Annotated in this window: 10 protein-coding genes and 3 pseudogenes; 1 reads left to right on the forward strand and 12 read right to left on the reverse strand. The window is 41.5% G+C overall.

The genetic code is table 11. From position 1 onward, the window contains the following. Positions 1–70: 70 nt before the first annotated feature. The 11 genes and pseudogenes from CRI9333_RS08910 to CRI9333_RS28085 all read right to left on the reverse strand — a co-directional run. A complete protein-coding gene (locus CRI9333_RS08910) occupies positions 71–970 on the reverse strand; it encodes a bestrophin family protein (protein ID WP_015202834.1) in 900 nt (299 codons plus the stop codon). 62 nt (positions 971–1,032) lie between these two features. Then, positions 1,033–1,257: pseudogene (locus tag CRI9333_RS28325) on the reverse strand (hypothetical protein); the annotation flags it as partial. 46 nt (positions 1,258–1,303) lie between these two features. After that, positions 1,304–2,941 (reverse strand): mechanosensitive ion channel family protein, encoded by a 1,638-nt coding sequence (locus CRI9333_RS08915; protein WP_015202835.1) that lies wholly within the window; start codon positions 2,939–2,941, stop codon positions 1,304–1,306. Between the two features lie 168 nt (positions 2,942–3,109). Beyond that, the gene (locus CRI9333_RS08920; protein ID WP_015202836.1) at positions 3,110–4,042 is read right to left on the reverse strand and encodes a bestrophin family protein; all 933 of its coding nucleotides are present in this window, start codon (positions 4,040–4,042) and stop codon (positions 3,110–3,112) included. A gap of 31 nt (positions 4,043–4,073) precedes the next feature. After that, entirely contained in the window at positions 4,074–7,661 is a 3,588-nt protein-coding gene (locus CRI9333_RS25630; RefSeq protein WP_015202837.1) for a nitric oxide synthase oxygenase, read from the reverse strand. Between the two features lie 200 nt (positions 7,662–7,861). Continuing rightward, positions 7,862–8,254, reverse strand: a complete 393-nt coding sequence (locus tag CRI9333_RS08930; protein WP_015202838.1) for a hypothetical protein — start codon at positions 8,252–8,254, stop codon at positions 7,862–7,864. A 45-nt stretch (positions 8,255–8,299) separates the two neighbouring features. Further along, the gene (locus CRI9333_RS26670; protein ID WP_157462301.1) at positions 8,300–8,446 is read right to left on the reverse strand and encodes a hypothetical protein; all 147 of its coding nucleotides are present in this window, start codon (positions 8,444–8,446) and stop codon (positions 8,300–8,302) included. A gap of 47 nt (positions 8,447–8,493) precedes the next feature. Then, positions 8,494–8,847, reverse strand: coding sequence for a slr1659 superfamily regulator (locus CRI9333_RS08935; RefSeq protein ID WP_015202839.1), 354 nt, complete (start codon positions 8,845–8,847; stop codon positions 8,494–8,496). 55 nt (positions 8,848–8,902) lie between these two features. After that, entirely contained in the window at positions 8,903–9,493 is a 591-nt protein-coding gene (locus CRI9333_RS08940) for a DUF6272 family protein (protein ID WP_015202840.1), read from the reverse strand. A gap of 103 nt (positions 9,494–9,596) precedes the next feature. Continuing rightward, positions 9,597–10,394 (reverse strand): annotated as a pseudogene (locus CRI9333_RS27700) (PP2C family protein-serine/threonine phosphatase); the annotation flags it as partial. A gap of 294 nt (positions 10,395–10,688) precedes the next feature. Continuing rightward, a pseudogene (locus CRI9333_RS28085) lies at positions 10,689–11,177 on the reverse strand (MHYT domain-containing protein); the annotation flags it as partial. 292 nt (positions 11,178–11,469) lie between these two features. Here CRI9333_RS28085 and CRI9333_RS08950 point away from each other — a divergent pair. Further along, the gene (locus CRI9333_RS08950) at positions 11,470–12,039 is read left to right on the forward strand and encodes a hypothetical protein (RefSeq protein ID WP_015202842.1); all 570 of its coding nucleotides are present in this window, start codon (positions 11,470–11,472) and stop codon (positions 12,037–12,039) included. Positions 12,040–12,197: 158 nt separating this feature from the next. Here the strand turns inward: CRI9333_RS08950 and CRI9333_RS08955 are convergent, their stop codons facing one another. After that, the gene (locus tag CRI9333_RS08955) at positions 12,198–13,592 is read right to left on the reverse strand and encodes a hypothetical protein (protein ID WP_015202843.1); all 1,395 of its coding nucleotides are present in this window, start codon (positions 13,590–13,592) and stop codon (positions 12,198–12,200) included. Between the last annotated feature and the right edge of the window lie 44 nt (positions 13,593–13,636).

Here is a 13,636-nt window from a genome sequence, read left to right on the forward strand (position 1 = left end):
CAATCTATCTTGAAAATATCTTTCAAATAAATTTGACAATTTTCACCCAATACAGGTACATTTATTGGTTTTATTTTAATTGAAAGCGGGTAGTAAAACTTATAAATTCTTCAATATCGTATTTGATTGTGTCGCAAATAGTATCAAGGGGTAAGTCGTTGGGATCGTAACCAAAGGGATTTTCTATTTCCAGCCCAATTTCTTCAATGCCCAGTAATGTAAAACTAATCAAACCAACAAATATTCCTGTTCCCCAGCCCAAATCTTTAACTAACTGAAAAGGTAATAACAGGCAGTAAATTAATAACAGTTGCTTGAGATGAATAGAATAAGCTAGGGGGAGGGGCGTTCTTAAAATGCGTTCACAGTGTCCTAAAGACTCCATCATACTTTTGACAGTAGTTTGCAGAAAAACTACATGACTATAATGTAATACAGCATTACCCCGTTGATACTGCTGTTGTAGATAATCTGCTATCCAAAAGGTAATCTGTAATGGTGGATTGTTGATTGTCTTTAACTGTAAATACTGCGATCGCGACATTAATTGTTCTAATTCCCTATTTACAGGTTCTGACCTAAGATACAACTTACACGCCACCAGGAAAGCAGCTACGAGGCGTAAAACTGCAATTCTTTTGGCTCTATCTTCGGGTTCAATATCGTTCATCATTGCCCCAATTTGCCAAGCCAGGTTACGGGCATCGTTACCTAAATTTCCCCATAATCTACGACCTTCCCAAAACCGTTCGTAAGCAGTGTTAGTTCGGAAAACTAATAATAAACCTAAGACGATGCTGGGAATGATACTTGCAAAAATAGGTTGGGATACAGGGAGGTTAAAATAGTAAAGTACAGAAATAATAAAGCTAAATACACCAAACCCAATAACTCGTTGATAAATGACTGGGATAACTGACCCTTTTATCTGGAAAGCAAGTATAAACCAGTTTTTTGTTTTTGTTTTCATCCTAACTGAAAGAATTGATAGCACTTGTGCCACACCAAGCGTGGCACAATATCATACCCTTTCTCCTGCATTCCTGCATAGAGCCGTCGTACAAATAAGCGAACACAATCGTCATTTTTTAATGTTGAATAGGATGGGGCTTCACCGCTACCGATCGCACGTAGATCGGAAAGTAGTTTTGGATGAAACTGGTAAGTAAAGGAGCGTCGGATTTTCTTAGTTTCAAAGTCTTTGTAGTTAATGCACGTAGCGGAATATTCTGTAATTATTCCACCATCAAGTGCTGTTAAAGAGATAATTTAACTGTGAACAAATAGATTTAAATATATAAATTTAAACACTGACTATGGGTTTAGAGTTGTTTTGAGGTTTAGCCTCTGGTGTAGCACTGGATTTGAGATATCGCACCACTTCTTCATAAATTTGACTGCTAATGCGATCGCCCCGCCGACCATTTTCCAGTTTGATGTCATCTACAAAGAAATTCAGCTTGAACTCGATGTAAATACCCGATTCATCGTGATTCGTTCCAGTCATTAAAATTTGTGGTTCCTGCCATTTGCGTCGGGGTTCTTTAAATCGTTCCCGTAACCACTGTTTCAACTCCATCACATAATCATCTAAGCGGGTTTCCTCGCGTTGGGGATTTGATATTTTTAGGAAGAGGCGTTGCACTCGGCGCTTGAGCATATTGATCTTAAGTTCCCACTCGTCGGGAATCACGGCTTCATCCTCATTGAGTAAATTGGGGTCACGAATCCAGGCACGATACCACTGTCTAACCAGTTTAATTAGCGTGTCATCCAAGCGATTTTCAATAAATTCAAACAGTAAACGATTATTTTTAGTTGTATTGATAACTTCAATTCCAATTGAAGTTAAAATTTCTAGATATTCCTGTTGCACATTGTCAATTTCATCCTGAGTCAAGCCGCCTTTTTCAGCAAACTGGAGAGTCACGGCTAAGGCTTCTAGTGCTTGATCAATCTCTTCTAATTTGAGATTTACTTCACTTTCTGCCAAAAGCCGCAGCTTTCCCAATTTTTGTTGTTTTGCCAGATTTTGATCGGCTAGGGCATTGTAGTAGCAATCCATCAATTCTAGCTTTCTGTCAATATCTCCTAGCGTATCAGGATGAGCTAGAATGGCGGCTTCCATTACTTGTTTTGCATCATCCAGTTGATAGCCTTGCAAAACTTCAATCTTAGTGGAATAGAAGTAATAGGTTGTAGGACGACTTAGATTAGTGATGTTTTGTCCCTGCAAAACGCTGTTTGGGATATATACATCACAATGGTTCTCTAGAATATAAAGTTGGGTTACTCTAACGCCAATCTTCCGCAATATCCCAACTGAGCCATTTTCAAGACGTAGGACATCGCCAAACTGAAACGGCGTATCAATTAGCAGCACAACCCCGCTAAAGAAATTTGCCAGAATGTCCTTAACGGCAAAACCGATGATAAAGGTTGCGCCACCCAAAGCCACCCAGATGCTAGTGAGATCGACTCCAAAAGATTTGAGAACAAGGACAGTTGCAAACAGAATAATGACGACGGGAATCACCGCATCAAGCAGGGGCAACAGTACGTCATCCCACATCACCTCTGTCTGCTTAGTGTAGTCTTTCAGGTAATAGATGAAAACCTGAGTAAATAACTGAATAAACCAATAACTTATGACAACAATCAGAGAGGCGGTGAAACATCGATCCAGTCCTTCAATCAAATCAATTTCAATTAAGCGATGGAAGCTGAATTTGAGCGTAACGATCACAAAAGCAATCAGCACTGGATACATTGAGACATTGAGCGTAACCAGGGCGATATCTCGCTCAAACTTGCGAAAAATCGAGCGCAATATGTAGAACGACACGAAATAAAGTAAGGTTGTGGCGATCGCAGATATGGCTAAGTCGCTTAGGACAAATGCCCACGAGTTTACAGCAAACGGTAAAAATTTTTCTAACATATTGAACAAGCTACTTCGTAAGAGTTTCTTAATTGAAAAAAAAATGATTAACTTAAAAATATATCTGCTAATTGTTCCTTTATTTAGGAGGAGCAGAACATAAAAATGCCATGATTTTGCCGACTTGTTTGCTATCCCTTTGAATTCTAAATGTTTTGCAATGCCCTTCTACATATCCTGTGCAGAGAAGGGATTAACCGATGTTTCCAGGCTGTCTTGCTTGGTTCCAGCAGCAATTAAATCTTCGATATCGCTGTCCAACTTTTGGCAGAGCCGATCAAGCGGAATATCATTAGCATCATATCCAAAGGGATTTTCAATTTCTAAACCGATCGCCTCAATGCCAAACAATGCAAAAGCCACTCCCCCAACAACTGGAATTGTCCACCATTGCAAATCTTTCACCATCTGAAAAGGCAGTGCCAAACAATACAAAATTAACAGATGTCGTAAGTGAATCGAATAAGCTTTAGGCATCGGCGCAGCTAAAATGCGTTCGCAGCGTGATAGGCATTCAACTAATTGATCTAGCAAGCGATTGAGGGCAGCAAATTGAATACTATCAATTTGCTTTTGGGAATACTGTTTAGTTAAATAGCCCCCAATCCATTGCGTTACTTTCAATGGCATATTGGTGACATATTGCAACTCTAAACATTGTTCTGGAGAAAGCACAGACTTTAATTGTTCGTCAACTCTAGCGCGTCTTAAATGCTGTTTCATTGCCATGAAAAAAGCTGTAACTAAGCGTAAATAAGCGGCTTTTTCCTGGCTATCTGCTAAAGTTCTATCAGGAATTGTCATCCACATTTGTCGGGAAAGGTTACGACCTGTAAATATAGTCATTCCCGCAATTTGCCAGCCTTCCCAAAATCTTTCATAGGCTGTATTAGTCCGAAAAACTAATAGCAATCCTAAAATAATTCCTGGAATTAATCCCGCTAAGATTGGTTGGCTAAAACCTGAATAGCCATGTTTGTAAAGCAGGGTAATGAGAAAAGCCATTACCATACTTAAAAAAACCTGCGTTTTGATATTCAGAATGACAGAACTTTTAAAATTAAAAGCTAGCTGAAACCAATTATTACGTTCAAATTCCATACAAATCCCCTTAATTAGAAGAGAGTTTTATTTACGCCTGATGATGGAATGGACATTTAGCAGACGATGGTTTCTGCTCCCAAGGATCTGGTAGATAGAAATAGTTAGGTTTGAGCAAGCGATTTTCAAACTCTAAGGGGTAAACTGGTACGGTTGAACTTGATAGCGGCGGGATCAGCCAACGCCAATCTCCATAAACTTGGCGATCGCATTGTTGCTCTTCATCCACAAATTGCATAAAGGAATCGCTCAAGGTATGATGATCCAGCATCCTTACCCCATGCAGCTTGTAGGAGTGCAGCACAGCTAAATTGATTTCTACTAACGCAGCATCCTTCCACAGTGTCATATTGTCACTGCAATCTAAACCCATCTTTTCGGCAACAATTGGCAGCAGATTGTAGCGATCAGTGTCGCTGAAATTCCGCCCGCCAATTTCCGCGCCCATGTAAAAGCCGTTAAATGGTGTGGGGTATTGAATACCTCCCATATCCAACATCATGTTAGAAACAGCAGGAAGCGCAAACCATTTTAGATCCAATTCTGCAAACCACTGATAACGAGGGTGGGAAATAGGAACTTCTAAAATAATTTCTGGCGGAATTTCAAACAATTTGGGATTCTCTTCCCCTACTTGGATAATAAAAGGCAATACATCAAAGCGGGTTCGAGACTCTTTCAACCACCCTAAATTGAGTGCCTGATCTGTTAACTCCACATTTGCCGGATCACCGAGAATGCTGCCATCTGGTTGACGGTAGCCTGCATAACGCAGCATTAAACTGTTCCAAATACGGATATTAAAATGAGGATTCAAGATCGTAATCGTCGATCGCAAATTACCGTTATTAGTAGCAAACTTAATGTGTTCGACTAAGGTTTGAAAAATCTCCTCCTCTGTTTGCAGATGCCGCATATCCCGCAATTGCAAACTACGCCAAAAATTGCGTCCCAGACATCGGTTACTATTACGCCATGACAGCTTTGTACCGTAAGCTAGTTCATCATAAGTATGTTCGTATGTGCCTGTACGCTCAATTGATTCCTTAACTTCTTGCCAACGGGGAAGGAAAACTTCTGCTAAACCTTGTTCGAGATAGCATTGTTTGAGGAAAACTTCTGCTTCTTTGGCGACGGAGTTAATCGGTTGGACGTAAATGCTGGTCTGTTCGATGGGGGTAATTCCTCCTGCCAGTTGCACCGCCGGACGTTGGGAGATGGGAGTTTGAGCGTTACCGTCCTCATTTAGCTTGGAGGAGAATAATTCTTGGCGAATGGCATGATCCTGCCAACCTGCGGTTTGTAAATAGCCGCGCACCGCATCCATAAAGGGTTGGGGTCCGCACATAAAGGCAACGGTTCCTTCCGTGTAGGGATACAAACTTTGCACATCTTCAGGAGTGAGTCTGCCTGTTGAGCGAGTTGCCCGAACTGTAAAGCTAAAATTAGGGTGAGTGCTTACCAGTTGCTCTAGTTCTTTTTGAAAGACTAAATCTTCGGCATGGGGAGCAGAGAAATCCAGGTGGAATTTGCGGGTATCTCTTCGGTTAGCTAAAGTTCGCATCATAGCGATCGCAGGAGTTATGCCAATGCCTCCAGCAAAAAACACTACAGGAGTTTCATCTTCTAAGAAAAATTCGCCTCTTGGTTGAGAAATGCGTAACAACGCATCTGTATCGGCGCGATCGCACAACCAAGCAGAAAATAAACCCAATTGTTCTCGTTTAACCGTGATTTCGTATTGCTCGGTTTGGTCGGCAGGCGAACTCAAAGTGTAAGCGCGAGTTACCCAAGAACCATCCACCCGTCCTTGAATCAGGATATGTTGTCCTGGTTTGGAAGCAAAGACTTGTTCATACACTGGGCGGAAGTGGAAGCGCATCATCCCTCGCCCCAAATCTTCTTTAGCAACGAGTTCAGCAACAGCCAGATTTGCCGAACCTAGCATTTCTTCGATTAACGGCTGGCAACTACCACAGATCATTGTTACCTGCGTTTGTTCGGCAATTTCCTCTAAGGAATCTATTCCTGTATCTATCAGTTCTCGTACTTTGCCACAGGTTGTTTTCGTACAGTTGCAAACGATATCGCTATCGGCTCCCGATGTGGTTACTTCCTCAATTTGCAGTTCTCCTAACTCACGGAATAATGCCACTTGCCAACGGGGAAGGAGTCGATCTTCAAAAAATAACTGAATGGCTAATCGTCGCCCCATCCAGCGTCCCTGTGCAGATAAACTGGCAATCTTGCCATCCTTTAATCTCAGGACTCGTTCGCCACCGTTTTCGGAAGTATAGCGAATTTCTTCTAAATTATTGGGATCTTCGTCTGCCCAATACCACTCCAGCACTTCGCCATCTAGCGATCGCTCTCCAATTAACATCCGGTCATTTGCTTGTAGCAGCCGTGTAATTAGTGCTGGTCGTCCTGCTAAAAACCCCTCACTAATAGTTAAAATACCGCGTCCGGGCAAAATATAAACGTTAATAAGTTCCAAAATATGTTGAGCAATCCAATCGCTCAAACCAATAGTTTTTTGCCCTAACCATTGGGCTGTTGCTTCTCCGTGATCAGTTAATCCAGATTTACTTACTCCCACCAGCCAATCTAGTTGAGATTGGGCTGCTTTTTCATTCATTCCCCCTGCCATTGCATCGTGCAGCGCAGCCGATGTTGGCAGATCAAAATAGCGAACTTCTGTTGGCACATCTGCTAAAATGCGGTTTAAATGAGCTTCTAAACCATAGACAAATTCCTCAAAATCAATCGTGCCGTTCTTGTCTTTGTCAGCCTGCTCTAAAATAGACTCAGATTCATCGTTGCTATATCCCAAATCTAATAGGTAGGGAAATAACTCAGCCGCGTCAATTTGTCCGCTTTTATCAATGTCGATCGCTTCAAATCGCAACCGAGCAAATTGTTGAGCAGACATAGTTTGCCACAGCATTGCCGATAGTTCGAGGGCAATATCCGCACCACTAAGCAAATTGGAACCTGTCAAGATTTCTGGAGGTTGGTTGTTTATCTCTCCATGCAGCCATTTAGATAACCCTTGAGCGATCGCTGAAGGATCTAACCAAGGTAAAGTGATAGTCCCAAGCGGTAAGGACAAAGTACGGCGAAACCTCAATTCTTTTTTCTGCATCAACAGATGGGAAAATAAAGGCGCGTGACGCAAGATCAGAGTTTCTATATTTAAGTCGCGCACCAGACTTTCTGCTTTAGCCAAGCTTGAGCCTACCTTTCCATTCAAACAAGCAGGCGCAACCCAAGCTAAACGGCGAATTCCCTTTTTTTTAGCTATATCTATAAAGGAACGAGTGAGGGCTACCACCTCAGATAAGTCTGTCGGCATGATAAAAATTACTGCCGCTTCCGCGCTATCAAATTCTTCTGATAAAACTTTTGGAGAATTTAAGCTGAAATTCAACCACTCGCTACTAACTAAGTTGGTTGCAGCAGCGATCGCCCCAAAACGTTTTAATCCACAAACCTGAAAGCGATCGGAAGTTACCGCCAAATTCACAAATTGCTTTGCAGGTAAATAGTGAACATCGGATGTCAAAACCAGAATAGTTGCAGTTGAGGAGGCTAAATCACTTAATTTAGAGCTAGTCATTTTCGCTTTTTTCTGTAAAATGTGTATTTTTCAAGTGTCCATTTTCCGAAATACTATTACTTCGTGAGGCGTGAATAATGTCAAAATGTTTTCAATAATTAGATAGATTAGTTAGAGCAATGTTGACATCCACCCCGCCGTGAACGGTCGGGAATTCCAATCTACCCAAACAAACTTAATTGAATGAATTCTTGGCGGGGTCAATTCCATAAAAGAGATACTCCTTCCACCGTTCCCGATGTTTCTATCTCTTCAAACTCTTGAACTAAATTTTCTGTTAATTCTTGCGTCAATACATCAATCATTTGCATTTGCATAGGGACAACTATCCCTACTTTATCCATTGCTTCCAATAACATATTTTGTTCTGATTCTTCTAGAAAACCATCAGCATTAATTAAATTTGCTAATAAATTTTCCTCCCGTAGCAAGGAGGGTAAATCTTGGGACTCCTGCATAGGCAATAACAAATTTTCATACTTTTCTTCAGGAACGGAAACGGCTAAAGCCAATTGCAGCATTAAGCGCAGATTACTATTTGGAGGAACAGAACATAAAAATGCCATGATTTTGCTGACTTGTTTGGTATCCATTTGAATCCTAATTTTTTTGCAATACAGTTAAAATTTTCAGAAACACTAGCAATGTAAGCCAATATTTCGTTCATATTGGCGAAATACTGTCCGCATGGTGTATCCATAAAGCAGTGTAGCGCCAACGACAGTTAGCACTAAACTATTAAACATGAAGATGATTTGCTCAAAGTTGATTGAAAGGAACTGCATTAAATACCCCATTAAGCCAACTGTCAATCAAAACTTGAAATACTAATTTACTCAATTTCTAACTTCAGTCCCGGCAACAATTTCTCTAAATTTTTCAAAGATTTTCCTTGCCAGGGCATATCATTTGATCCCAAAACGACTAACTGAACTCCTTTCTTTTTTCGCATACTCAGAACAAATTTAGATAACATACTGATGCCAGAACTATTGACAAATTCCAATTTTCTCAAATCAAGCGTCATTGTTTCTGGTTCAGACTCAGCCACTTCATTTAGTAAGTTGGTAATCGGAGCATAATCTGTAGGTCCACCCAGGCTAAGTTCACCTTGGAAGTTAACGCTAAAAGAATCAGGATCGAATTCAACGATGTAGTCTTCACCTTTAATTTCTTGAGTTGCCACTATTATTTGTCTCCTTGATGAATAATTTTAATTTGACTGGGTAAGAAACTGGTAACTAGATTGGAACAAGTGCCATTGTCGTCACAGTAAGTATTTTAGGATCTTCTTGAACTATTTCAAATTTCCAGCCTAGCTTTGCTGAATAATCATTGATCATTGTTAAAAATCCTAAACCTGATGCTTCACTATTTTCCTCTTCTGTACTTTTTTCTATCTGTTGCACGTACAGTTCTTCTGGATCGGACGACAAGAGTTCCTGAATAAATCTCTGAAATTTCTCCAACCCTTCAGCATTCACACTGTTGGTAGCGAAAATCACGGCTGTAACTTCAAATTCTTCAATAAAATGAATACCAAATTTAATTTTGAATTTACTTGTGGGATTATTAAATTTCATGGCATTTTCTAATAATTCATTAGCCACATAGCTGACGGCTCCTTTACTTTCTTTAATCCGACGTTCATGGGTGGGGTCTTCCTCATCTACCGGAAGAAAATTGGAAAAATAATCTGCTATGAAATGAGCCGATAGTCGATTACTGCGCCAGCGCTTTTTAATGGGAAGGGAATTGGGAGTAAAGGTTAATTCCAAAGAATCCTGTTCGGGGGGAAAGCTTTCCACAAAATTTCCAAATATTTGAGACATAGCTAGTTAAATCCTCAACAAGTTTTAAGTTTTTAGGGTGAAGGTGAGGTCATCAAAGATGTTTACTCACCCAAACATTTTTCGGCTGTATAGGCGATCGCTTCTATACCAATGCGAGTGCTTGAGGCTGTGACTCTTTTTCTACACCCACTTCCGTTCGCTTCAAAACTAACAGCGTAATATCATCAAACACTTTTTGAGTACCAATATGTCGCCGTAAATCGTCTATTACTGCTTGTTTGATTTCTTGTGCGGAAAAATGCCAGTTTTGGCTAATAATTTCACACATTTGTTCCACACCATACTGTTTTTTGTTAATATCTTTGGCTTCGGGAATACCATCTGTATATAGCACTACACCATCTCCAGGATGTAGCTCAATGGAAATGTGATTGATAAAGTCTACAATGTCATCGTCGAGGGCAATAGGTAGACCTAAATCCATCATGTCTACTCGTTCAATTTCTCCACCTTGGCGCACAATAATTGTTTCTTCGTGCTGACCGCTAATGCTGACCCGTCCTTGTGAGTAATTTAAAATCGCCAGGGTGAGACTTTTATCGGAGTTCATGCGCTGGACGTTTTTGTAGAGGGTGCGGTTGATTACATCTAGAAACCGCACTGGATCTAGTTCGCGGATCTCATTGAGGGTACGGACTGCTGTTTGCGCCATTAACATCAAAATGCCGCTTTCTAGTCCATGTCCAGTGACATCACCGATGCCAAGGGTGACAATGCCATCAGTGTTTAAGACATCATAATAGTCACCTCCAACTTCATCAGCCGCGTCCATGTATCCGGCGAGATCTAGTCCGTCAATTTCTAGTTCATCAGCGTTAGGCAGAATCATTTGCTGCATCTGACGAGCCACATTCAGTTCTGCGCCCATGCGGAGAATTTCGGTTTCCGATACTGCTAACCGAGTTTGTGTTTGTTTCAGTTCCAGAATCGTGGTTAATAGTTCTCGCTTTTGGTCGTTGAGCGATGCTAAAATGGCTATGCCGAGAATCAGGATGGAAACTACGCCAGTCATGTATTGCAAGGTAGTATCTTCCAGCATTGGCAATGAGGCGATCGCCTGGTCAATTTCCGTGAAATTTGCGGCTGCCATGCCCGTATAGTGCATTCCACTGATTACTCCTCCCATTAATACGGCGCTGGCTAATTTCAGCAATTCCCGCTCTGGTTTTTTTTGTAGGTACTCTACAATCAGTAAGGCTGCAATCGAACCAGTAACTGCAACTAAGACAGACAGTCCCACAATTGAGTAATTAAAGTGCATTTTGGCAGGTACTCGCATCGCTGCCATGCCGATATAATGCATACTTCCAATCCCAGACCCCATGAGGATACCAGGGATTAACAACGAGAACCAGTGTGCAAAACCTCGATGCAAGCTGTAGAAAGCGATACCAGATGCAATAACTGCGGCAACCCAAGAGAGTATTACAATGGGGAAATCGTAGCCGATTGATACTGGCAGGTGATAAGCCAGCATTGCTATAAAGTGCATTGCCCAAATGCCTGTTCCCATTGTCAAGGAACCACCAATTAACCAACCTAAACGAATATTTTTACCGTTTTTGGGAGTCATTCTCCCGGTTAATTCTAAGGTCGTATATGAGGCAAAAATGGCAATAATTATGGAAAATATGACCAGAACAAAATCGTATTTAACAACCATTAATAGGTTAGCCTCATAGAAATTTCGCCTGTGACGGCGGCTTTGAAGTTATCTGGAAATTAAGTCTCTTTCGTGGCGTTTTTGAGACATCTTACCACATTGCCGTAAATTAAATGGTTAATGCGATCGCCCCGCCCATTTTCCAGCTTGATGTCATAAGTTCTTTGGCGAGGTATTAGCGATCGCTCTAAACCAAGGCAACGGCTTGAGGCTGTGGTGCTGTTTCTACGCCTACTTCATCGGCAGCGTAATTTAATAGAGGAGGATTAATATATATTCGCCAAAATGTATCATGGACTTTAAAGAACCTATCGAATCAGCAATTTCAGAACTTCAAGAAGGACGCTCCAGTCGCCCTAGTCGGAGACAGAGGTTCTTCGATACACTGAAGCACAAATATTCAAACCTCCACACCTTATATGTAACAACTAATGTAATTGCCATCTGGAGTGGTATGATCCTGCTCTCGGACTCATGGGCGCGCAAAGCGAATTTGATTGCAGATCTCACCCCTGATTTTTCTCTAGAAGTAGCTCTTCGTCACCTGAGCTTGTTAATCCTCGGTTTATTAATGCTCCTATTGGACGATCTATCCTTGCAGGAGCTGCTATTGATGAAAAAAACTCCTTCACAAAAAGCTGTTGAAGACATGAATTCTAGGGAAAAGGTCTTTCACTACTTCAAAATTAGATATCCAAACCTATCAACCATCTATACGCTCATCGCAATTATACTTTCCTGGTGTGGTATTTGGGGGTTGATCTGGGACATCCCCATGCAGCCATTTTGGCGATCGCTACTGACAATCTTTCTGGGCTTATTCTTACTCTATATTGACGATCTAAAGCTGGAAGAACTTTAGGAGGTATCTTGTCATTGGAGACTGAAGCCCTTGCTCTACATAGCTTATATTTTCCTCTAGTAATTAACCTTGTCGGGAAGACTAGAGGAAGTGCGATCACCCCGCCGACCATTTTTAAGATTATTGAATACTAATTGGCGGGGGGCAAGCTAATAGCGTTACTCTTGCATTCCTGCATAAAGCAGTCGTACAAACAAGCGGACACCATCATCATTTTTTAATGTTGAATAAGATGGAGCTTCACTGTTACCGATCGCCCGCAGATCGGAAAGTAGTTCTGGATGAAACTGGCAAGTAAATGAGCGTCGAATTTTCTTCGTTTCAAAGTCTTTGTAGTTAATGCACGTAGCGGAACATTCTGTAACTATTTCACCCTCGACTGCTGTTGAACAGAGAATTTCTATAGAATCAGGTAGTTGTATCAACCATGATACAGAACTTCCAGCTATCACGTGCCGATAAGGAACGATCGCATCATGAATACTACGGAAAGCCCAGTTAGCAAACAGTATTGCTTCTTCGTTGACTTCATCGGAGTGAAACATCGAAATTGATACTTCACGCTCATATTGAATCGTGGTGTCAATCACGCCTTCATGTGCGTCAGCCGTGACATCGTGAGCATGAATAATTTCCCAAGGAATACCTAAAGCATCCCCGTCGGGGGACTGATACGGTAACAAGACGCGATCGCCTACTTCTTTGGATTCATTGCGCGTCACGGAAAAATGCTCATCATTCCAGCCAGTGGCAACAGTGCGCCCATCACGCTTTTTGACTTGGAGTGTCTTGCCCATCGCTTCGATGCGCTGGCATACTTCTTGTAGCGATCGCAGGGCAATACCTTCGTTGTCGCGAGCCAAAGATGTAATGCTCAAAACTTCTTTGACTGCTCGACGGATGAGCCGGATCTGACATTCAGCCGCTAATTGATGCCCTACACAGATGAAGATTGCAGGCGCACTGGTAGGCGATCGCGAAATTAATAATTTTTCTACTAATGCAAACATATCTGATCGCGAACAAGCTGGACTTGTCCAAGTTGAAGCATCGTAGGTTGACGGATCGCCACCTTCCACTATCACTGCATAACCAGAAGTAATTGCCGGAACGACTATTTCTAAATCAAGGACACCACTAGACCAAACAGGCAACAATATGGAGTCCATATCGGCAACTTTCTGAGCAATAAAAGCAACGTTTCTGGAAGCCCGAACATCTTCACCCAGAGCATTAGCGCCCACGTGTTCCCAAGGTTCAATGATAGTTATTGAATTGCGAAACAAACTGGGATTCTTGAGCAAAAACTCTAAATCTGACTGTGAATTTATCACTTTCTCTAAAGGCTGGGCGTGTCCCCACTCAAAGATGCCATCACTAGCAAATAGTTCTTTTTCTGCCAATGGATCAACAGATGTTCTATCTGCTAAGAAACGACCCATTAAAATGTGAACAGACTCAAAATCTGAACTGCCTTCACTCAAATAACCTGGTTTTAGTCTCCAGTTTTGTGTGGTTGCACAAGGAGAATTAAGTAGGCTAGATGTTTCCATGACTTATTTCTTGAGATTGTTGAATTAAATTTTGAGCCACTCCA

Origin of the sequence: Crinalium epipsammum PCC 9333, from assembly GCF_000317495.1 — a bacterium.
Taxonomy (GTDB): Bacteria; Cyanobacteriota; Cyanobacteriia; order Cyanobacteriales; family PCC-9333; genus Crinalium; species Crinalium epipsammum.

What these genes read in the sequence shown, in the direction of transcription:
- CRI9333_RS08910 (WP_015202834.1), bottom strand. Translation starts at nt 970, where the DNA reads ATGAAAACAAAAACAAAAAACTGGTTTATACTTGCTTTCCAGATAAAA.
- CRI9333_RS08915 (WP_015202835.1), bottom strand. Translation starts at nt 2,941, where the DNA reads ATGTTAGAAAAATTTTTACCGTTTGCTGTAAACTCGTGGGCATTTGTC.
- CRI9333_RS08920 (WP_015202836.1), bottom strand. Translation starts at nt 4,042, where the DNA reads ATGGAATTTGAACGTAATAATTGGTTTCAGCTAGCTTTTAATTTTAAA.
- CRI9333_RS25630 (WP_015202837.1), bottom strand. Translation starts at nt 7,661, where the DNA reads ATGACTAGCTCTAAATTAAGTGATTTAGCCTCCTCAACTGCAACTATT.
- CRI9333_RS08930 (WP_015202838.1), bottom strand. Translation starts at nt 8,254, where the DNA reads ATGGATACCAAACAAGTCAGCAAAATCATGGCATTTTTATGTTCTGTT.
- CRI9333_RS26670 (WP_157462301.1), bottom strand. Translation starts at nt 8,446, where the DNA reads ATGCAGTTCCTTTCAATCAACTTTGAGCAAATCATCTTCATGTTTAAT.
- CRI9333_RS08940 (WP_015202840.1), bottom strand. Translation starts at nt 9,493, where the DNA reads ATGTCTCAAATATTTGGAAATTTTGTGGAAAGCTTTCCCCCCGAACAG.
- CRI9333_RS08950 (WP_015202842.1), top strand. Translation starts at nt 11,470, where the DNA reads ATGGACTTTAAAGAACCTATCGAATCAGCAATTTCAGAACTTCAAGAA.
- CRI9333_RS08955 (WP_015202843.1), bottom strand. Translation starts at nt 13,592, where the DNA reads ATGGAAACATCTAGCCTACTTAATTCTCCTTGTGCAACCACACAAAAC.